Source organism: Pseudobutyrivibrio sp. LB2011, from assembly GCF_000701765.1.
Lineage (GTDB): Bacteria > Bacillota > Clostridia > Lachnospirales > Lachnospiraceae > Pseudobutyrivibrio > Pseudobutyrivibrio ruminis.
In genome coordinates this window covers 153,873-175,649 of record NZ_JNJS01000004.1, presented here as the reverse complement: position 1 = coordinate 175,649, position 21,777 = coordinate 153,873, and the positions used below count along the sequence as shown (strand labels likewise).

Annotated in this window: 16 protein-coding genes; all 16 read right to left on the bottom strand. The window is 41.0% G+C overall.

The window, feature by feature from the left end:
- Positions 1–87: 87 nt before the first annotated feature.
- Positions 88–444 carry an ArsR/SmtB family transcription factor gene (locus T375_RS08195; protein WP_044937192.1) on the bottom strand — a complete coding sequence of 119 codons (357 nt, stop codon included), beginning with the start codon at positions 442–444 and terminating at the stop codon, positions 88–90.
- Between the two features lie 11 nt (positions 445–455).
- Complete coding sequence (locus T375_RS08190) at positions 456–2,327, bottom strand: heavy metal translocating P-type ATPase (protein WP_044937190.1); 1,872 nt, start codon at positions 2,325–2,327, stop codon at positions 456–458.
- A 9-nt stretch (positions 2,328–2,336) separates the two neighbouring features.
- The gene (locus T375_RS08185; RefSeq protein WP_044937188.1) at positions 2,337–2,555 is read right to left on the bottom strand and encodes a cation transporter; all 219 of its coding nucleotides are present in this window, start codon (positions 2,553–2,555) and stop codon (positions 2,337–2,339) included.
- A 118-nt stretch (positions 2,556–2,673) separates the two neighbouring features.
- A complete protein-coding gene (locus tag T375_RS08180; protein WP_044937186.1) occupies positions 2,674–3,342 on the bottom strand; it encodes a GDSL-type esterase/lipase family protein in 669 nt (222 codons plus the stop codon).
- A 157-nt stretch (positions 3,343–3,499) separates the two neighbouring features.
- On the bottom strand, positions 3,500–4,681 hold the full coding sequence (locus T375_RS08175) for an ABC transporter permease subunit (RefSeq protein WP_256377532.1): 1,182 nt from the start codon (positions 4,679–4,681) through the stop codon (positions 3,500–3,502).
- An 18-nt stretch (positions 4,682–4,699) separates the two neighbouring features.
- Positions 4,700–5,869, bottom strand: a complete 1,170-nt coding sequence (gene mmsB / locus T375_RS08170) for a multiple monosaccharide ABC transporter permease (protein WP_044937183.1) — start codon at positions 5,867–5,869, stop codon at positions 4,700–4,702.
- 14 nt (positions 5,870–5,883) lie between these two features.
- On the bottom strand, positions 5,884–7,389 hold the full coding sequence (gene mmsA / locus T375_RS08165) for a multiple monosaccharide ABC transporter ATP-binding protein (protein WP_442960135.1): 1,506 nt from the start codon (positions 7,387–7,389) through the stop codon (positions 5,884–5,886).
- A 119-nt stretch (positions 7,390–7,508) separates the two neighbouring features.
- Positions 7,509–8,639 carry a multiple monosaccharide ABC transporter substrate-binding protein gene (chvE, locus tag T375_RS08160; protein ID WP_044937179.1) on the bottom strand — a complete coding sequence of 377 codons (1,131 nt, stop codon included), beginning with the start codon at positions 8,637–8,639 and terminating at the stop codon, positions 7,509–7,511.
- A 171-nt stretch (positions 8,640–8,810) separates the two neighbouring features.
- On the bottom strand, positions 8,811–9,860 hold the full coding sequence (locus tag T375_RS08155; protein WP_049960357.1) for a sugar ABC transporter substrate-binding protein: 1,050 nt from the start codon (positions 9,858–9,860) through the stop codon (positions 8,811–8,813).
- Between the two features lie 21 nt (positions 9,861–9,881).
- Positions 9,882–11,474, bottom strand: coding sequence for a response regulator (locus T375_RS08150; protein ID WP_044937177.1), 1,593 nt, complete (start codon positions 11,472–11,474; stop codon positions 9,882–9,884).
- Positions 11,474–12,970 (bottom strand): sensor histidine kinase, encoded by a 1,497-nt coding sequence (locus T375_RS08145; RefSeq protein ID WP_044937175.1) that lies wholly within the window; start codon positions 12,968–12,970, stop codon positions 11,474–11,476. Before T375_RS08145 ends, T375_RS08150 begins: the two co-directional genes overlap by 1 nt.
- A complete protein-coding gene (locus tag T375_RS08140; protein WP_044937173.1) occupies positions 12,963–14,009 on the bottom strand; it encodes a sugar ABC transporter substrate-binding protein in 1,047 nt (348 codons plus the stop codon). The genes T375_RS08145 and T375_RS08140 overlap by 8 nt, the downstream gene beginning before the upstream one ends.
- Positions 14,010–14,051: 42 nt before the next feature.
- Complete coding sequence (locus tag T375_RS13240; protein ID WP_049960356.1) at positions 14,052–15,062, bottom strand: hypothetical protein; 1,011 nt, start codon at positions 15,060–15,062, stop codon at positions 14,052–14,054.
- 129 nt (positions 15,063–15,191) lie between these two features.
- Positions 15,192–16,061, bottom strand: a complete 870-nt coding sequence (locus T375_RS13235) for a CPBP family intramembrane glutamic endopeptidase (RefSeq protein WP_049960355.1) — start codon at positions 16,059–16,061, stop codon at positions 15,192–15,194.
- Positions 16,062–16,087: 26 nt separating this feature from the next.
- Complete coding sequence (locus T375_RS08125; protein ID WP_044937171.1) at positions 16,088–18,544, bottom strand: glycogen/starch/alpha-glucan phosphorylase; 2,457 nt, start codon at positions 18,542–18,544, stop codon at positions 16,088–16,090.
- A 59-nt stretch (positions 18,545–18,603) separates the two neighbouring features.
- The gene (ileS, locus tag T375_RS08120; protein WP_044937168.1) at positions 18,604–21,759 is read right to left on the bottom strand and encodes an isoleucine--tRNA ligase; all 3,156 of its coding nucleotides are present in this window, start codon (positions 21,757–21,759) and stop codon (positions 18,604–18,606) included.
- Positions 21,760–21,777: the final 18 nt, after the last annotated feature.

The following is a 21,777-nucleotide window of genomic DNA, read 5'->3' as shown; positions in this document are numbered from 1 at the left end:
TAAATTGTTTCGTTACAGCCTAAAAATTCAATAAAAAAGCTTCCTGTTCCTCAATCAAAGAACAGGAAGCCAACAACATTTTATATATTATTCTAAGATGTGATTTAGGCCTTGTGCCATAATGGTAACCACATGCTCATCTGCCAAACTATAATAGATTTGCTTGCCCTCGCGACGGCTCTTTACAAGCTTGTTTGTACGAAGAATCTGCAGCTGATGTGATACAGCTGATTGTGTCATACCAAGAGCTTCTGAAATGTCACATACGCAAAGCTCTGCCTCGAATAAAGCAATCAGGATTCGTACCCTGGTACTATCACCAAAAACCTTGAAAAGCTCTGCCAAATCGTATAAGACATCCTCATCAGGCAAATCGTTAAGTACATTTGCTACCAATTCTTTATGTACACACTGCTCTTCACAGCATTCTGCATGTTTATCCATTGTCAAACCTCCTAAATGTTCCTCACACGTAATGCGCGGATTGCGTTGAGAACTGCAATAACCATAACTCCAACGTCTGCAAAAATAGCATACCACATATTTGCAATACCAATCGCACCAAGTATCAAACATAATACCTTAATTCCGATGGCAAAGTAAATATTTTCATATACTATACGCATGCACTTTTTTGCAATACCGATGGCTTTTGAAATCTTCATAGGGTCGTCATCCATAAGAACAACATCTGCTGCCTCTATGGCTGCATCGCTACCAAGAGCTCCCATGGCAATACCGATATCAGCTCTTGAAAGAACTGGAGCATCATTTATACCATCGCCAACGAAAATCAACTGTTCATTCTCTGATTTGGATGCTAATAACTCCTCTACCTTCTGGACCTTATCCCCAGGCAAAAGCTCTGAGCAAACACTATCAAGTCCCAAATCCTTTGCAACGATATCTGCCACGCTCTTGCTATCGCCAGTAAGCATAACTGTCTGTCTCACACCAACTCGCTTCATATTTTCGATAGCAGCCTTTGATGTGGCCTTTATCTGATCAGATATAAGGATGTAGCCTTTATACTGTCCATCAATTGCGATATAGATAACTGTACCTGGCTCATTTGCCTGGTTGAAAGCTGTGCCAACAGAAGCCATAAGCTTCTCATTTCCTGCATTTACAGTCTTTCCAAGAACTGTAGCTCTGATTCCATGTCCAGAGATTTCCTGCACATCAGTAACGTCGTTTGTATCGAGAGGCTTGCTGTAAGCCTCCTTCAAACTACGTGAAATTGGATGATTTGAGTATACCTCAGCCATAGCAGCATACATCAAAAGCTCATCCTCAGAAATATCCTTTGGAACAATCTTTGTAACCTTGAATACGCCCTCAGTAAGTGTACCTGTTTTGTCCATAACAGCGATTTTAGCCTTTGAAAGCATATCAAGATAGTTTGAACCTTTTACAAGGACACCTTCCTTGCTGGCACCACCAATTCCTGCAAAAAATGTAAGCGGAATACTGATAACAAGTGCACATGGGCAACTGATAACAAGGAATGTAAGGGCTCTATAAATCCACTGGCCCCAGTTAGGATTAACACCGATAATAAGTGAAATCACTGGTGGAAGTACTGCAAGTGCTACAGCTGAATAACAAACAGCTGGTGTGTACACTCTGGCAAATCTTGAAATAAAATTCTCTGGCTTTGATTTCTTTGAAGATGCATTCTCCACCAAGTCGAGAATCTTTGATGCTGTAGATTCGCCGAATTCCTTTGTAGTGCGGATAGTGAGAACACCTGACATATTGATACATCCGGAAATAACCTCGTCCCCAGGCTTTGCACTTCTAGGAACGCTTTCACCTGTAAGGGCTGCAGTATCAAGAGTAGCTGTACCGTCAATAACCACACCATCGATAGGAATCTTTTCACCAGGCTGAACAACGATTTCGCTTCCAATTTCCACTTCGTCAGGATCAACCTGTGTAAGCTGACCATCCACCATTATGTTTGCAAAATCAGGCCTAATGTCCATAAGCTGGGAAATGTTACGTCTGCTCTTTCCTACAGCGTATGATTGGAATAATTCGCCAACCTGGTAGAATAGCATAACCGCTACGCCTTCTGTATATTCCCCAAGTGCCATTGCACCAATAGTGGCAACAGCCATAAGGAAATTCTCATCAAAGACCTGCTTGTTCTTGATTCCCTTAAATGCCTTCTTTAAAATGTCATATCCAATAGTAAAATATGGAATCAAAAACAGCACAAAACGAATCCAACTGCCCTCTTCCAAAGGAAGCAACAACAGGATTGCCATCATCAAAGCCGCTGCAATTATTCTGATTAGTACCTTCTTCTGCTTTTTGTTCATATCAAACTCCTATAAAAAAATCTCGCAATCGTCCTCTACCTTCTTGCAGTTCTTAAGAACTTCTTCCATAACAGCCTTAACATCTGCTCCATCTTCGAACTCAACGTTCATTTTAAGTGCCATAAAATTAACTGTAGCATCAGCAACACCTGCTGTCTCCTTAGCAGCCTGCTCCATCTTGTTTGCACAGTTTGCACAATCTACATCGATTTTGTAAGTTTTCTTCATGATATTTTCCTCCGTCCCCCATTGGGTCTTCTTTAAATTTGAATATATGAATGATTGTTCATATGTTTGATTAAAATATAAACCTGCCGGCATAAAATGTCAACAGGTTTATTGAAAATTATTTTAAATTAGAATATACCTCATCAGCTATAAGCTCATAGCCCTTAGCATTAAAGTGAATTCCGTCAGTATAAAGCTCATCCTGACCCTCAGTAACACCGTACAAATCAATCACCTCTACGCCAGTCTCAGCCGCAACCTTTTCAATGATTCCACCCAATTCATCAGATACAACCTTCGGCTGAATATCATACTCTGCCACATCACTTCCATCCAATGAATAGCAATATGGACTACGCATCAAGTACACTGTAGGCTTAGTATCCAGCTGCTGATAAGACTCCACAAGCTCCTTCAGCCCTGCCTCATAGTCTGATGCATTCCAGTTATAAGTCTTTGTATCATTTGTTCCAAGCATAAGCACCACAATATCAGGCTTAGACTTCAGGGACTGCTGATACTCCTCCGACTCCACATAAGGCAAATCCCCAGATGCAGATGCCGTAGCATTGCGCAATCCAAAATTTGAAACAAGATGATCTGTCCCCATCTTTATTTGCAGCTGTGCTGGATACGCATCCGTATCCCTAGTCTTCAACACTCCACTTCCATAGGTAAGACTATCGCCCACGCAGGAAATCTTAATTCGCTCATCCTTGCCCCCAAAGAATCCCGAATTAAACAGCACAAAAAACACCAGTACAACCGCCGCCAGTAATATAACCATTTTCCTCTGTAAGAATCCTTTTATTATTTCCATACCTAAAATATTAGCACTCTTGGCCGCGATATTCAAAACAAAAGCTCGCGGCCAATGGGAGGTCGCGAGCTTTTAGTTATAATAACATTAAGAGAATATAATGAAGAAAATAAAATCTTATGTATTACTTTGTTGCGCTTTTCTTGTTGTTGAGGATTTCGAAGACTACGGCTCCGAGAAGTACTACGCCTTTAACAACCTTCTGCCAGTTGGCATCGATACCCATGAGGGACATACCAAGGTTGATTACACCGATGAGGGTAGCACCAACAATCATTCCGAATACTGTACCTGATCCACCGTATGCAGATACACCACCTACTACGCAGGCTGAGATGGCATCCATCTCGTAGTTTGTACCAGCTGTTGAGTTTGCAGCCTGGAAACGAGCCATTGTAAGGAATGCAGAAATAACTGTAAGTACAGCCATGTTCAAGTATGCGATAAACATGATTCTCTTTGTATCGATACCTGAAAGTCTTGTTGCCTCTGAGTTACCACCGATTGTGTAGAAGTAACGTCCGATATCTGTCTTTGATGTAATGAAGCTGTAGATAAGTACTATTACTGCTACCCAGATGAGTGAGTATGGTACACCACCAGCAAGTGAGAACTTGTATGCAAAGAGCATGATTACAAAGTCGATAAGTACACACTTAACGATTACTGCTACAAGGCTGTCTGCAACATAGCCCTTCTTAAGCTTGTTTGCACGTGATCTGAAAAGAAGAACTACTACGATGATTGAAGCGATAAGTCCAATTACAATACTTGTCATGTTGTACTGAACACCACCGATTCTTGGACCACCGAAAAGGTCATTCATCTTGCCTGAGAATAATGCACAAAATTCTGGTGGAAGTGGGCTGATGTTTGATGAACCGTTAAGTAATGCAACGCCCCATCCACGAAGTGCAAGGAAACCTGCAAGTGTAGCAATCCATGGTGGAATATTGATGTAAGCAATTACATATCCAAGTAAGCATCCATAGATGATTCCGATGAGGAGCATTACAAGGATTCCAACAGGTGTTGAAGCACCCATGTTTACCATTACTTTTGCTCCGATGATACCTACTAAGCAAACAAATGAACCGCAGGAAAGGTCGATGTTACCACCTGTTAACATACACATCAACATACCTATTGCAAGAACATATACATATGCATTCTGTGTAATCAATGCGTTGAACTGGCTTGGCATAAGCATTGTGCCATTAGTTGTAAAGTTAAAGAAGAGAACAACCAGGACCAGAACAATGAGCATTGTGTTTTCTTTTAATATTTTAAAAATCTTGTCTTTCACTTTTTCGCTCCTCCCTTCCTACTTTTTCTCTCTCTTAGACATAACATCAAAGATAACCGCTGCAAGAAGTACTAAACCTTTAACTACCTTCTGATAGTTTGCATCAACACCCATGATTAACATACCCTGGTTGATAACACCCATCAAAAGAGCACCAATGATTGCGCCGAATACTGAACCTGTTCCACCATATGCAGATGCACCACCGATAAAGCAAGCACCGATTGCATCCATTTCGTAGAACTGACCGTATGTAGGCTGTGCAGAAGCTGCACGAGCTACTGTAAGGATACCAGCAAAAGCTGCTAAGAATCCCATGTTTGTATAAGCGAAGAAGTAAACCTTCTTTGTGTTGATACCTGAAAGCTGTGTAGCTTTTTCGTTACCACCTACTGCATATAAGTAACGTCCGATTGTTGTCTTTGTTGTGATGTAGTTGTAAACAAGGACAATAAGGATAATCCATAATAATGATGTAGGAATTCCTTTGTAACCAGCAAGCTTATATGCTAAGAATAAAATTACAAGTGAAAGAATAACAAGCTTTGCGTAGAAGCTAGCTGCGCTTGTTGTAACGTAGCCTTTTCTAGAAGCTGATACTCTGTTTTTAATTGAGATTAATACATAAACTGCAACTGCAATAAGGCCTGCAAGTAAACATGTAATGTTGAGGCTTTCTCCATGGAAGAAATCAGGGATGTAGCAATCAGCACCACCACCAAATACATTAAGGAATGTTGTATTTGAAATAGAAACTGCATAACCATTTAATACTACATTTGATAAACCTCTGAATGCGTACATACCAGCAAGTGTTGCAATGAATGGTGGAACATTGATATATGCAACCCAGAATGCCTGCCATGCACCAACTAAAACACCAACAAGGAGCATTACAAGAACTGCAAACCATACGTTCATTCCCTTGCTCATCATTACTGCTCCAATACCACCTACGAAGCAGACAACTGAACCAACAGAAAGATCGATGTTACCACCAGTTAAGATACAAAGTAACATACCAGTTGCTAACACAAATACGTATGCGTTCTGTGAAAGCAAGTTGTTTACGTTCTGAGACAGAAGAATTGTTCCGCCTGTTCCAACGTAGAATATTCCGATAATAATCACCAGGGCGATAACCATGGTGTATTTTTTTAATGTGTCTTTAATATTAACTGAGACCATGTTTTCTCTCCCTTCTATGACTTCAAGATGCAAGACATAATGCTTTCCTGTGAAGCTTCTGCCCCTGCCATTTCGCCAACCATTTTACCTTCGTTCATAACGTATATACGGTCTGACATACCAAGTACTTCTGGAAGCTCTGATGAAATCATTATTACTGATTTTCCTGCTGCAACCAAATCATTGATGATGCAGTAGATTTCGTACTTAGCACCAACGTCAATACCACGTGTAGGCTCATCAAGGATAAGTACATCTGGATCTGCAAACATCCACTTAGCAAGAAGAACCTTCTGCTGGTTACCACCTGAAAGGTTTCCAACGTTCTGCTCAACTGTAGGACATTTTGTCTTGAGCTTATCTCTGTACTCCTCTGCTACCTGATATTCTTTATCCTGATCGATAACGCGTCTAGAACAAAGTGATGAAAGATTTGAAAGAGTTGTATTAATCTTGATTGGATTTGTAAGAACAAGTCCGTTGCCCTTTCTATCTTCTGTTACGTATGCAATCTTGTGCTTGATTGCATCCTTGATATTCTTTAAGTGAACTTCTTCACCGTTTAAGAAAAGCTGACCTGAAATGTTAGTTCCATAAGCCTTTCCGAAGATACTCATTGCAAGCTCTGTACGTCCAGCACCCATAAGACCAGCGATACCAACTACTTCGCCTTTACGGATATTCATTGATACTCCATCAACAACCTTACGCTCTGAGAACTGTGGATGGTAAACTGTCCAATCCTTTACTTCCATAGCGATGTCACCGATTTCTACACCGTGACGCTTAGGGAAACGGTCTGTCATTTCACGACCAACCATGCCTTTAATGATTCTATCTTCTGAAATATCATCTACACTCTTATCAAGAGTTTCGATTGTGGAACCATCACGGATAACAGTAATCTTATCTGCTACATAAGAAACTTCATTAAGCTTGTGAGAAATGATAATAGATGTCATTCCTTCCTGCTTGAATTTAAGAAGTAAATCAAGAAGTGCTCTCGAATCTGTTTCGTTAAGTGATGATGTTGGCTCATCAAGAATGAGGAGCTTAGCATTCTTTGCTAATGCCTTTGCAATTTCAACAAGCTGCTGTTTACCAACACCTATATCTTTGATTAAAGTACGGCTGCTTTCTGATAAACCAACCATCTTTAAATATTTGTCTGCTTCTGCGTATGTTTTGTCCCAATCAATAGCTGCCTTGCTTCCCTGTTCATTTCCAAGGAACATGTTCTCACCTATAGACATATAAGGGATTAACGCCAATTCCTGATGAATGATAACGATTCCTTTTTCCTCAGAATCCTTGATTTTCTGGAACTGACAAACTTCACCATTGTATACGATGTCTCCAGTGTAAGATCCAAATGGATAAATACCACTTAAAACGTTCATAAGAGTAGATTTACCAGCTCCATTCTCGCCTACAAGAGCATGAATTTCGCCTTCCTCTACCTTTAAGTTTACGTTATCAAGGGCTTTTACTCCTGGGAACTCTTTGGTGATTGATTTCATCTCAAGTATTGTTTTTCCCACTTAAGTCTCCCTCCTTAAAATAACTTTTATTTTCTTAAAAACATTCTCTTCTCTAAAATAGGGCAGGTTGCCCTGCCCTAAAAGCATTACTTTTTTTATTACTGAAGCTGATCTTCTGTGTAGTAACCAGAATCGATAAGAAGCTCTTTGTAGTTGTCCTTATCAGCGAATACTGGCTCGCAAAGGTATGAAGGAATAACTCCTGTACCATTGTCATATGTCTCAGTATCGTTAACATCAACTGTCTCACCGCTGAGGATCTGACCTACCATCTTAACAACCTGTGAAGCAAGTGTACGTGTATCCTTGAATACTGACATAGACTGCTTTCCAGCGATCATGTTCTTTGTGTTCTCAATATCGCAATCCTGACCTGTGATGATTGGATATTCACCCTTGTAGTTTGCTGCAAGTGCGTTCTCAACACCAAGTGCTGTAGAATCGTTAGAGCAGAGGCAAACGTCAAGATCTTCGTTAGCGTAGTTAGAAGAAAGAATTGTCTCCATACGTGACTGAGCTGTTTCTGTAGCCCATGCTGGAGTAGCAACTTCTGCGAAATCTACCTGACCAGACTTAACAACAAGTGTACCAGCCTCGATGTATGGCTTAAGAAGATCCATAGCACCATCATAGAAGAAACCAGCGTTGTTATCACCTGGATCACCAGCTGTGATTTCCATTGTGAATGTCTCTGATGTGTTCTCAAGATCAAGCTGATCAATGATGTACTGACCCTGAACCTGACCTACCTTGTAGTTATCGAATGTTGCATAGTATGAAACTGCATCTGAGTTCATAATCAAACGGTCATATGCGATAACTGGGATGTTATTCTCAGCTGCCATATCCATAGCTTCACCAAGTGATGAACCTTCGATAGCTGCAACTACAAGAACGTTACATCCTGAGTTGATCATGTTTTCAATCTGTGAAACCTGAGTCTGAACATCGTTTGAAGCGTACTGAAGGTCTACTTCGTAGCCAGCTGCTTCAAGCTCTGACTGCATGTTAGCACCATCCTGATTCCATCTCTGGAGATCCTTTGTAGGCATTGCAACACCAACCTTTGTTCCTGTTGCTGCTGTAGAACCACCATCATCTGTTGTCTCTGTAGCTGTATCCCCACCAGCTGCACCTGTGTCTGTTGTCTCTGTGCTAGTTCCGCAACCTACAAACATTGAAGCTGCAAGAGCACCTGTCAAAAGTACACTTAATAACTTTCTCTTCATTCTTTGAAAACCTCCCTTTCATTTAGGTTTGTTTGTTACTATAGATACGATATCATGAAGATGTCTGAAAATGGTTGTCACTTTCTTCACATTTTTGTCTAAATTAATTCACACAATGAAAAATGACTAGCACATTTTTGTGCTAGTCATTTTTTGTCATGCAAAAATTTGCTATTCATTTTCACCGGATTCCTCAGAAACATTCATATAAACGTCCTCTTTAGAATGGAATCCACTGTCTATAATCACTTCATCGATATTGTCTCTGGTCACTGCCACTGGCTCTGTAGCTACATATGGGATGTCGTACTGCCCGTCACTTATTGTGGAATCCACATCAATATCCTCTCCACTGGCAAGCTGCACAGAAAGCTGCGCTGCCTGTTCTGCCAATTTACTTACAGGCTTGAACACCGTCATCAGCTGTGTTCCCTCAACAATGTGCTGACACGCAGGTAAATCTGCATCCTGGCCAACCACCGGCTTTTCACCTGCCAGCTGGCATACAGCCAAAGCTCTGATTACAGATGTAGCCACATCATCATTGCCACACATTATGGCATCCGCCTGCTTGATAGTGTCCAAATTGTCATAAACATAGGCGCCACCTAACTCAGCCTTCCAGCCCTCGCAATAGTATGTGTCCAGAATTTCGATATTGTTCTCATTCATGACTGAATAGAAACCATCGTTTACCATAGGCACATTGCCATCAGTAAGCGGCCCGCAAATCATTACTACACTCTTAGCTCCAGAATCTGCCAAGGATTCCCCAAGCATTTGGCCTACCATGTTGTTGTCGAATGATATGTAAAGATCCGTATCTGCATTTGGAATTATTCTATCGTAGCAAACCACCGCAATATCCTTTTCCTTTGCGGCTTTGATTACGTCTGTTAGGGCTTCACCATCTACTGGAATTATTACCAGACAATCCACGCCCTTATCTATCAGATATGTAATCTGCTCGATTTGTTTATCCACATCACCGTTTGCATTTTGAACATTAACCGTCGCCCCTAAAGATGATGCTGTATCCACAAACACATCTCTATCCTTCTCCCAGCGCTCGATTACAAATGAATCAAAACACAAACCAATTTCAATACCATCTTCTTTATTAGAAGATGTACTTGCGCTATCTGCAGAGCTACTAGCGCATCCTGAAAGCATCGCAAGGGATAGTGTCATCACCACTATCTTTTTCATATATCCTTTCATTATTATTCACCCCAATAATTATTAGTTACATTTCGCGTAGTCTGTAGGTGTCTTTCCAGTATACTTTTTAAAGTTACGTGAAAAGTAGTTTGGATCCGGATATCCTACCTCCGCTGATATCTCCTTCATGGACTTGCTAGTTGTCTTAAGCAGCTTTTTGGCCGCCTCGATACGTAGCTTTGTAAGATAGTCGATGAAGTTCTCACCTGTCTCCTCTTTAAATACCTTTGAAAAATAATATGAACTGATATTAACCATTCGAGATATATCATCTAAAGTTAATTCCTTCATATAGTTTTCATCTATGTATTGCCTTGCTTTATTGACAACGCTCATTGACTGCTCTTCCTGCTTGTTTGCCACCCAAACAGCAGCAGCCTTCATCTTTTCAATAAACCAATGCTTTACTTCGTTTAATCCCCCAAGATTCAATAGCTCTGACAAATAATTTGCCCTGCTTTTAAACTCGTATACACGAGCTGTCTTTTCATAAGATAGATGCTCCGCCCAAAGAACGAACTCCAAGCATTTCAATCGAACACTGTCATTATCATTTGCGTAGTTTTCTTCCATCCACTCAAAGAACGCCTGTGATAATGCCACCGTCTCATTAACATTTCCAAGGGATATCTCGTTAAACAGACGCTTTTCCAAATCCATTGGATAACTTTCCTCGTACTGACATGCAACAGGCATATCATCCACGTGGGCTACATGGCTTGTGGTTGCAATCAGCACTGAGTTTGCTTCCTCGTATGATTCCGCCATTCTATCCAGCGGCTTCACCGAACCAAATCCGATTCGAAAATCCATATCGAATCTATCTGAAAGCTTTCGGCATAGTGCTCTTGCACTTTCTACCACATTATTTCTTTCATTATACGGCAATGTGCTACTGTCTGTTGGAATAAGTATTGGTATTTTATTAGACATTACCGCGCCCATGATTCCCTTTATATAGTCCTCGGTTATGGTGTGAATCTCTCGATATGATTTCTGAGCCTGAATGGAAACTGCTACAGCACTGGTCATGTAGTTTCCCACCATCTCTCTACCAAATACCATGCAGGCCATGTATCCATATTCCGAATCAATTCCCAGCAAGGTCTTGTAGTTATCAATATCCTCTTTAAAGTATTCCTTGAAAAGTAAATCCTGAATCAAACCATTTTCAATAATTGGCACTACAGTTTCCAGCTTTTCTCTAACTCGAAGGTCGTTGCTTCGCTTTGCTCTTTCACCATCGATTTGCCCCATTGCTTTATTTAGAATGTTGATGATTCCATCTCTACTAACCGGTTTGTTTAGGTAGTCCAAAACCCCCAGGGAAATAGCTTCCTTGGCATAATCGAATTTGTCGTACGCAGTCATTACTATAAATACGATATGACTGTTGGTCTTTCGAATTTCTCGCATAGCTTCGATGCCGTTGATGCCAGGCATCTGAATATCCATAAAGGCTATATCCGGCTGATACTCTTCTGCAAGCTCAATGACCTGTCTACCGGTTTTGGCTGTACGGATATCGCACTTGCTTCCGAATTCCTTTTCTATTATGAATTTCAATGAATCGATGACTATTCCCTCGTCATCCGCCAACATTATTTTGTACATTACATTTGTTCCTTCTCATAATCCTTCTTTGGAAGATAAAGAATTGTCTCCGTTCCCATCTTTTCTCCCTCAGATATAATATCTAATACATCTTCGCTTTCGTAGAAGATGTTAAGACGCTCAATACAGTTGTTTAATCCAACTCCATTGGATGTGGATTTAGCAGGATTGCTCTTGTATGTGCCATCCAAAACCTGCTCAATCTTTTCCTGTGTCATTCCAATACCATTATCTTTAATGCTGACACATATATAGTCCCCCAGCTCGTACACAGAAAGCTTGATTTTCTTGGTCCAATCAATATTCCTAAGGCCATAGTTGATACTATTTTCAACAATAGGCTGAAGTATCATACTAGGTATCTTTACCCCGAGAAGTGACTCATCAATCTCCTTGGTGAACTGGATTTCCCCTGCAAATCTTACATTTATGATGTAAATGTAGATGTCTACCAGCTCAATTTCCTCCCGCAAAGACACAACATCCTTGTTCTTTTTGATGTTGTATCTAAAGAAATCTGCCACCCTTTGAATGTAATTGCTGGTCCTGTCTGCCCCCTCCATCATGGCAAGCTGGGCGCCGGCATTCAAAGTATTAAACAAGAAATGTGGATTAATCTGCGCCTGCAAGTATCGAAGCTCTGCATCCTTAATATGGTTTTCCATTATCAGCTCGTTTTCTTTAAGCCTTCGTTCCACTTCCATAGATTCACGAAGCTTTTCGATATAGTTCTTTATAGATACAACCATTTTGTTGAATGCTTTTGTTACTACGCCAACCTCATCATTGCTCTTAACAGGAAGAAGCTCTACATTGAAGTCTCCCTGAGACACACTGTTGGCTGTGGCAGCCAGCTTTATAAGTGGGTCTGCAATAGTTGATGCGATAAGTACTACGAAAAACAAATTGGCAATACCGATAATTACAAGTGTTAAAATATTCAGCTCTTCCAAGGTTTGAAGGGCTGTCATCATAGCTCCATAGGATTTAGAGTTGTTGATGAACTGCTGATTGTTGAGGTTTGTAATGCTGGTATCTATGTAGCCATATGTTCTGGCAGCCTCCTCATAGATACTCTTATATTTTTCTACATTACCACCACGTTTACTTTCAACTGCCTGATTGGTAAGCTCCAGATAGTTTTCCGACATGTTTTTGATATTTCTTTCAAGGACTCTGTTTTCATTATCATCCTTGTTGTCATCCAGATTATCTACCAAATCAGAATACTCTTCTTCGTAGATATAGTACTGTTCCAAAGCATCACTGGTTTTGGTATTTAGATAGCCTGCTGTGGCATTTTGTAAACGGTCCAGACTCTCACTCAAATCGTTTAGCGTATTATTGCTGGCGTAGATAACATCCAGAGAATTAAGCATCTGGGCAGTTCCCAAGTACAGCATCATGTTTACAAGGAACAGCAGTACAGTAGGAATACAAAATGACATAATCATCTTTTGTCTGAGGGAGATGGATTTGCGTTTTATTTTACTCATTTTCCGCCTCCTCCATCGCTTCATCGATGTTGGTGGCATCGATTACATTTGCGTCAACACTGATGTAATCAGATACATATCCTGCATCCCTATATTCAATATATGCTTCTGCTGCAGATACACCAATGCTCTGTGCATCCACATATACTGTGCTAAGAATTACCCCCTGTTTAATTCCAGTAAGAATGGTAGGTGAAACATTACTTCCTAAAAGCATTATCTGACCAACCTTGTTGTAGTCAATCATGGCCTGATAAAAGCTTTCTGTAGATTCCTGGTCAAGACAGATTACAACTGGCGCCAAATCATTTTCCTTAAAGAGATTTTGGATATACTCTTCATTTGCAAAAGCATCCTTGCTTTCAACTGTACGTACTTCAAAATCCAAGTTTCCATTTGGCAATTCACGACCGTCCAATGCTGACTGCATATTATTAACAAAAGCACTTGCCTCTGTAGGATTGACTGTATTACCAGCTAAAACCATTACCTTCTTTTGCTTTGCGAGATTCTCAATTAAAGACTCTCCGTATAAGCTGGCGATAGTATAGCTATTAGCTCCAATATAGCTGACGCGATTTGCCATATCAATATCCGATTCCAATGTGAATACAGGAATATCTGCATGCTTTGCCTTTGCCACCATTTCGGCAGTCTCTGGGGAATCGTCGCCCTCTAAAAAGATGGCGTCACAATTGGATTCGATGGCCATCTCCATATACTCCGCCTTGGAATATGATTTGTCGATACTGGTAGAAAGCATATCCACATACACGCCCTGTTCAGCGCCATATTCCTTGGCAGATTTATAGACTTCCTGCCAAAAGTCCGATGAATCATTTGAAGAAATCATAATTACATAGGAATCGTACTGCTCATACTCCGCCTCAACCAGCAATTCCTTGGCTTCATCCATGCGTTGCTGATAGATTCCTATACTGATAACCGTAGCTATAAACATAAAAGCAACAGCACAACCTGCTGCAATAGCAAGTGCACTGTTGCTCTTTAATCTTCTTTTGCCCCCGAATATTTTCATATCATTAAACCCACCTAAAATACTTAGGTCAATTATAGCAGATTAGGTGGCAAAATCAACGTGCTGAATACTTCCGGCATGTCCGTCTGACTCATGTAAAAAGATACCTGTCTCACGCATAGCAGCCATTGCTTTGTGTTCATCATCATGCTGCACAAAATCTGTTCCTACACGGCCAAGATATATAGCTCCCACATCAGACTGCTTTAATGTATATAGCTCCATATCTCCTTTTTCATTCATGGTCCAAACTCTTAGTTTCTCAAAGATGCTGTCATTTTCATCAATCCATCCGTTGCAATCCTCATCAAAGATTTCAAGCTCTCTAAAGCCATCTCCTGACGTTGCTCCAAACAGCTCCTTTCCATCATTGATTTCTCCGTCTTCATTTCTATCAAGTGCCAGGAAACCTGAGCCAGCTTCCAACTGATGAAGATTGTCTTTTTCCCCATCTCCATCCAAGTCAAAATAGAAAGGCTGATCTGATACCCTGGTTGGGCTATCATTAAGATTAACCACCAACGGATCAATGTATCTTACGAAGTTTTCCTCTACTGATTTAAACTCCTCCTTGAATGATTCCGACATTGCAAACCCATAATTGAAATTCAGATGTCTCCCATCTGCAGTAACTGCTGTACCTACAGCCGAGTATGCAAGCTCCTGGCTTTCACTGTATTCGTAGTTGATTGTGGTTGTTTGATAATATCCCTCATTGCTTTTAAAGATTTCCTGCAGAATGTTTTTAAACTCAGAATTATCGCCAAATATCTTGCTCATCAAGATTGCTCTGAGCAAATAATGCATCGTCTGCATTCTGGTTTGCATATTTGCAACCACTGACTCTACAGGAGCTTTCTCTCCTGCTTCCTGAACTTCCCCACTCTGGTTCAGCTCATAGTTTAGAGATGAGAGAAAGCCTTCTCCATCATCTGCCATCACCACATTGCCCAGCTTGATTGCCGGCCGGATAGTGTCCTCATACTCCACTTTCGTTGATGCAGTGAAAGTACTTTTTGCGGCCATTTTGACCTCGGAATTTTGAATTACCATGCTCTTTCCTCCTATAAATGAAACTTAATTTATAAAGGGAAAGTCCGTTTTCCTTATCACAGTTTCTAGTAAATAGAAAAACCAGGAAGGCGTGCCTTCCTGGTCCTGTGATTATTATCGTCCGTGTAATTATATATCGGCTGTAAATTCCTTTTCCTTAACAGATGAAGCCCCTTTTCTGAGAAGAATTATTGAAACGTAAGTAACAACAAGGGAACCCAGCATCCACAAGAAGAATCCGATAACTGTATCGCCACCGTATGGCAAGAAATCTGAGCCATAGGTGCCAATCAAGTTAAATATCATATGGATAATAATTGTAACAAATATATTGTTGTATAAGTGCATTACATAGCCCATTCCAAGTCCAAGGACAAATGCATAGCAGCCTTGGATTGCATTCATATGGAAGGCACCAAAGAGGATTGCCTGTACAATGATTGCAAGGTAATATGGCATAACCTTTTTAGCTGCGCTAAATGTAACACCTCTGAAAATAAGTTCCTCGCATATTGGTGCAAGAATAACTGCATATATGCCCATAATAAGTGTAAGGCTGTCATCCAGGCCTGCAGTCTCCATAAGCTCTTCGTATTCCTCAAGCCATGATGGAAATGCACTAGCTAATGCAGCTGTAAGGTAGTTGCTAACGTATTGCATGCCTAAGCAAAAGAGCAACACGCCTGCTATTGTAGCTGGAACATTCTTTGATACCTCTGATAGCTTAGTCTGCTTATCATCACTAAATATCTTCTTCTGAACGAATGTAAAAATGATGATTCCAGCAACAGCATATATGATATAAAGAACATTTGCTCCATCCGATAGCATTGCATCTACAAGCGCATTAACAAGATCTTCGTAGGTACTGCCATTAAATGTAGCAAGTACATAAGTAACGATTGCTTGAATTACGAATAAGCTGGCTCCAACCTGCAAAACAAATGCAAGAATACATGGAATAAATATCCAAGGTATATATTTTCTTTTGTCATTCATAGTCTGTAAACATTCCTTCTAGGCACTTATTTCAAATCAAGCTTATCCAAGTGCCAAATATCATCTACATACTCCTGGATTGTTCTATCTGATGAGAACTTGCCAACATGAGCTACGTTTTCAAGTGCCATCTTTGCCCATTTATATTTATCCTTGTAAGCCTCCTGAATCTTTTCATGAGTCTCACAATAAGATGCGAAATCCTTTAATACAAAGTATGTATCAGCCTTTGCTGTACACTGTGTATTTAAAAGAGAATTGTAAAGTGGGCGGAACAATTCCGGATTATCAATACTGTAATTGCCATTTACAAGCTGCTGCAATACCTTTTGAATGTGATGATTTCCATTCATAACATCTACTGGATTGTAGTCGTTATTCTTTTCGTGAGCAATTACCTCATCTGAGCTCATACCGAAGATGTAAATATTCTCTCCGCCAAGCTCCTGGTACATCTCTACATTTGCGCCATCCATTGTACCGATTGTAACGGCACCATTAAGCATGAACTTCATGTTTCCAGTACCAGATGCCTCCTTTGAAGCTGTAGAAATCTGTTCTGAAACATCTGCTGCTGCAAATATCCATTCAGCATTTGATACACGATAATCTTCAATAAAGACAACCTTGATTTTGTCGTCGATTGATTTATCGTTGTTGATTACCGCTGCTACATTGTTTATCAGCTTGATGATAAGCTTTGCATTTTCATAACCTGCAGAAGCCTTAGCACCAAAGATAAATGTAGTTGGATAGAAGTCCATCTCTGGATTTTCCTTAATCTGATTGTAGAGATACATTACATGAAGAATATTTAAAAGCTGACGCTTGTATTCATGTAATCTCTTAACCTGAACATCGAAAATCGAATTAGGATCAACCTCGATTCCATTATGCTCTAATATATACTTAGCCAGACGCTTTTTGTTATCGAGCTTGATATCCATAAACTCATCAAGAGATTTCTTGTCATCAACAAAGTTCTCTAACTTCTTCATCTGAGATAAGTCTGTAATCCAACCACGGCCAATCTTTTTGATTACCCAATCTGAAAGCTTATAATTGCCGTGCATCAAGAAACGACGCTGAGTAATACCATTGGTCTTGTTGTTGAATTTCTCAGGATACATTTCGTAGAAATCATGAAGAGATACGTTCTTCAAAATCTCTGTATGAAGAGCTGCAACACCGTTTACACTGTAGCTTGCGGCGATTGCCATGTGAGCCATCTTGACCTGGTCGTCTGCAAGGATTGCCATACGATGTACTCGCTCCTCGTCACCAGGGAACTTGGCTCTGATTTCATCACAGAATCTGCGGTTGATTTCCTCAACGATCATAAAGACACGTGGAAGCAATCTCTTGAAGATATCCTGTGGCCATTTTTCAAGAGCCTCTGACATGATGGTGTGGTTTGTGTAGGCAACACAGTGTGTTGTAATCTCCCACGCCTCATCCCAGCCTAAGCCATGTACATCCATAAGGATACGCATAAGCTCAGCAACTGTCAGAGTTGGGTGAGTATCATTCATCTGGAATACAACCTTTTCAGGAAGCTTCTTGATATCCTTGTGATAACGCAAATACTTTGCAAGAGCTCTTTGAATAGATGCAGATACAAAGAAGTATTGCTGCTTCAATCGAAGCTCTTTACCCTGAATATGATTGTCGTTTGGATAAAGAACCTCAGTAAGGTTTCTTGCAAGGTTCATATCCTCAACCGCTCTGCTGTAGTCACCCTTTTCAAATGAGTCAAGTCTGAACACTTCCTTTGGTTTGGCATCCCAAATCATAAGAGTGTTAACCATACCATTATCAAAACCAGTGACAGGTAAATCATAAGGTGTTGCTATTACAGCATTATATCCCTCATGAATATACTTTGTTGTGCCATCTGGCTGACTATCATAGCGAACCCATCCGCCAAATCTAACTTCAAATTCATACTCGGTACGCTGAAGCTCAAATGGGTATCTAGTCTGAAGCCAATTATCTGGAACTTCCTGCTGATAGCCATCCTCGATTTTCTGCTTGAACATACCATAGTGATATCTAATACCGCAGCCATAAGCTGGGTACTGTAAAGTCGCAAGAGAGTCAAGGAAGCATGCTGCAAGTCTACCAAGACCACCATTTCCAAGGGCTGGATCTGGCTCCTGGTCCTCCACTTCGTTTATATCAACCCCTAATTCATCCAGGGCATCCATAACCTCTGTATATCCACGCATATTAATCATGTTGTTTCCAAGAAGTCGACCAATCAGAAACTCCATAGACATGTAATATACGCACTTTGGATCCTGCTGCACAAATGATTTTTGAGTAGTGAGCCAGTTATCAATTACCACGTCGTTGACAACTTCGGCGCAAGCTCTATAAATCTCCTCCTTAGTTGCCATCTCAAAGTCCTTACGGAACATAGTCTTGACGCGGCCTACTATCTCCTGCTCAATCTCTCTTGTGCTTGGCATCTGTCTCTTCATATCTCAAAACCCCTCCTAATGGCTCGCTCGTTACCTACGAGCTATCTTTAGTATACGAATTACTTACGTGTTACGGCTAAGGTTACTTTCTCACCGTTGATGTTCCACTCTTTAACGAGGGAGCCTTCTGAACCCTCTGCGATTTCATCAGCGAGAACCTCACCTGCAATAAGCTCTTTGTTCTTAGCGAAGATTTCGTTAGCCTTTGGTGTTCCGGCATACGCTACTGTGATGCGGTCCATAACTTCGAAATCAGCTTCCTTACGCATTGTCTGAATCTTTGAAACGATTTCACGAACAAAGCCTTCCTCAAGAAGCTCTTCTGTAAGGTTTGTATCAAGAACTACTGTTACGTAGTTGTCTCCATCTGCTACGAAGCCTTCTGTCTGAGCCATAGAGATAAGTAAGTCTTCCTCTGCAAGCTCGATAGATGCATCAACCTCAGGCAATTTAATAACCCCATTTGCCTTAAGCTCTGCATATGCTGCGTTTCCATCAAGTGATGAAAGTGCCTTCTGGATGCCACCCAAGAACTTACCATACTTAGGTCCTACTGTACGAAGCTGTGGCTTGAATGAGTATGATGTGAATGCTGAAACATCCTCTGTGAATGTAGCTTTCTTGACATTAAGCTCATCCTCGATGATGCTAACGTACATTTCATCAAGCTCATGCTCAGCCTTGATGTACATCTGACCGATTGGCTGACGGTTCTTGATGTTGGCTGTATTTCTACATGCACGACCGTGAACTACGATCTTTAAGAGCTCATCCATATCCTCCTCAAGCTTCTTGTCAATGAATGATTCATTAACAGTTGGGAAGTCGCAAAGGTGGATTGACTCTGGTGCAGTCTTGTCTACTGAGCGAACCATGTTCTGATAGATTTCTTCTGTCATGAAAGGAATCATAGGTGCTGCTGCAAGTGAGATATCCTTTAAGCATGTGTAAAGTGTCATGTAAGCATTGATCTTGTCCTGCTCCATGCCCTTTGCCCAGAATCTATCACGGCAACGACGAACATACCAGTTAGATAAGTCATCTACGAACTCATCAAGAGCTCTAGCTGCCTCTGGAATCTTGTATGAACCAAGGTTGTCATCAACAGCCTTGATTGCTGAGTTGAGACGAGAAAGAATCCACTTATCCATAACTGCAAGCTTGCTGAAATCAAGCTCGTACTTTGTAGGATCAAACTCATCAATGTTTGCATATAAGATATAGAAAGCGTATGTATTCCAAAGTGTTCCAAGGAACTTTCTCTGGCCCTCCATAACCGCATTCTCACCAAATCTCTTTGGAATCCATGGTGCTGAAGATGTGTAGAAGTACCATCTGATTGCATCTGCTCCCATTTTCTCAAGTGCGTCAAATGGATCAACAGCATTGCCCTTAGACTTAGACATCTTCTGTCCGTTTTCATCCTGAACGTGACCAAGTACGATAACGTTCTCATATGGTGCCTTATTGAAAAGGAGTGTTGATTCTGCCATAAGTGAGTAGAACCATCCACGTGTCTGGTCAACAGCCTCAGAAATAAACTTAGCTGGGAACTGCTGCTCAAATACCTCTTTGTTCTCAAATGGATAATGGTGCTGAGCAAATGGCATAGCACCTGAATCGAACCAGCAGTCGATAACTTCTGGTACACGCTTCATTGTGCCCTTACACTCAGGACATGTGCATGTAACCTCGTCGATGTATGGACGGTGAAGCTCAATTGTCTCTGCGTCAGCACGTCCTGAAAGCTCTGCCAATTCCTTGCGGCTACCGATTGAAATCTGCTTGCCACAGTCTGGACACTCCCAGATGTTGAGTGGAGTTCCCCAGTAACGGTTACGAGAGATACCCCAGTCCTGAACGTTCTCAAGCCAATCGCCGAAACGTCCCTTACCGATTGAATCTGGAATCCAGTTTACAGTGTTATTATTCTTAATCAGGTCATCCTTAACTTCTGTCATCTTGATGAACCATGACTCTCTAGCATAGTAGATAAGTGGAGTATCGCATCTCCAGCAGTGTGGATACTCATGCTCAAACTTTGGTGCTTCAAAAAGCTTGCCTTCAGCATCAAGATCCTTAAGTACGTTAGGATCTGCATCCTTAACGAACTGACCAGCATATGGTGTCTCAGCTGTAAGCTCACCCTTACCATCTACGAACTGAACGAATGGAAGGTCGTATTTACGTCCAACCTTTGCATCATCCTCACCAAATGCAGGAGCGATATGTACGATACCAGTACCATCTGACATAGTAACGTATGTATCACATGTAACGAAGTGTGCCTTTTTATGCTGCTTTGTAGCTGCAACGCCAGCGCACTCGAAAAGTGGCTCGTACTCTTTGTACTCAAGGTCTGTACCCTTATATGTCTCAAGTACTTCGTATGCCTTTTCGCCTTCTTCAGCAAGCTTGCCCAATACTTTGTCTGCAAGTGCTTCAGCAAGAATATATGTATATCCATCAGCTGCCTTTACGCGGATGTATGTCTCATCTGGGTTAACGCAAAGTGCAAGGTTTGATGGAAGTGTCCAAGGTGTTGTTGTCCAAGCAAGGAAGTAAGCATCCTCACCTACGATTTTGAAACGAACGATTGCTGAACGTTCCTTAACTGTCTTGTATCCCTGTGCAACTTCCTGTGCAGAAAGTGGAGTACCACAACGTGGGCAATATGGAACGATTTTAAAGCCCTTGTAAAGGAGCTTCTTGTCCCAAATAGTCTTGAGCGCCCACCACTCTGACTCGATGAAATTGTCATCATATGTGATATAAGGATTGTCCATATCTGCCCAGAAACCTACTGTGCCAGAGAAATCCTCCCACATTCCTTTATATTTCCATACAGACTCCTTACATTTTTTAATGAAAGGCTCCATACCGTATTCTTCGATCTGTTCTTTTCCATTGAGGCCAAGAAGCTTTTCAACTTCAAGCTCAACTGGAAGACCATGTGTATCCCAACCAGCCTTACGAGGAACGAACTTGCCCTTCATAGTCTGATATCTAGGAATCATGTCCTTGATTGCACGAGTCTCAACATGCCCAATGTGAGGCTTACCGTTTGCTGTTGGAGGGCCATCATAGAATGTGTATGTCTCTCCTTCTTTTCTTGAATCCATTGATTTCTGGAAGATATCATTTTCCTTCCAGAACTTTTCTACCTGCTTCTCCCTTTCAACGAAGTTCAGGCTTGCGTCTACCTTGTTGTACATATAAAAGTAATTCCTTTC

Bases quoted from the DNA above. Each gene is read 5' to 3' on its own strand.
- T375_RS08140 (WP_044937173.1), bottom strand. From the start codon at position 14,009: ATGAAAATATTCGGGGGCAAAAGAAGATTAAAGAGCAACAGTGCACTT.
- T375_RS13235 (WP_049960355.1), bottom strand. From the start codon at position 16,061: ATGAATGACAAAAGAAAATATATACCTTGGATATTTATTCCATGTATT.
- T375_RS08180 (WP_044937186.1), bottom strand. From the start codon at position 3,342: ATGGTTATATTACTGGCGGCGGTTGTACTGGTGTTTTTTGTGCTGTTT.
- T375_RS08185 (WP_044937188.1), bottom strand. From the start codon at position 2,555: ATGAAGAAAACTTACAAAATCGATGTAGATTGTGCAAACTGTGCAAAC.
- T375_RS08125 (WP_044937171.1), bottom strand. From the start codon at position 18,544: ATGAAGAGACAGATGCCAAGCACAAGAGAGATTGAGCAGGAGATAGTA.
- T375_RS08145 (WP_044937175.1), bottom strand. From the start codon at position 12,970: ATGAGTAAAATAAAACGCAAATCCATCTCCCTCAGACAAAAGATGATT.
- T375_RS08190 (WP_044937190.1), bottom strand. From the start codon at position 2,327: ATGAACAAAAAGCAGAAGAAGGTACTAATCAGAATAATTGCAGCGGCT.
- T375_RS08195 (WP_044937192.1), bottom strand. From the start codon at position 444: ATGGATAAACATGCAGAATGCTGTGAAGAGCAGTGTGTACATAAAGAA.
- T375_RS13240 (WP_049960356.1), bottom strand. From the start codon at position 15,062: ATGGTAATTCAAAATTCCGAGGTCAAAATGGCCGCAAAAAGTACTTTC.
- mmsA (WP_442960135.1), bottom strand. From the start codon at position 7,389: ATGAAATCAATCACCAAAGAGTTCCCAGGAGTAAAAGCCCTTGATAAC.
- ileS (WP_044937168.1), bottom strand. From the start codon at position 21,759: ATGTACAACAAGGTAGACGCAAGCCTGAACTTCGTTGAAAGGGAGAAG.
- mmsB (WP_044937183.1), bottom strand. From the start codon at position 5,869: ATGGTCTCAGTTAATATTAAAGACACATTAAAAAAATACACCATGGTT.
- chvE (WP_044937179.1), bottom strand. From the start codon at position 8,639: ATGAAGAGAAAGTTATTAAGTGTACTTTTGACAGGTGCTCTTGCAGCT.
- T375_RS08150 (WP_044937177.1), bottom strand. From the start codon at position 11,474: ATGTACAAAATAATGTTGGCGGATGACGAGGGAATAGTCATCGATTCA.
- T375_RS08155 (WP_049960357.1), bottom strand. From the start codon at position 9,860: ATGAAAGGATATATGAAAAAGATAGTGGTGATGACACTATCCCTTGCG.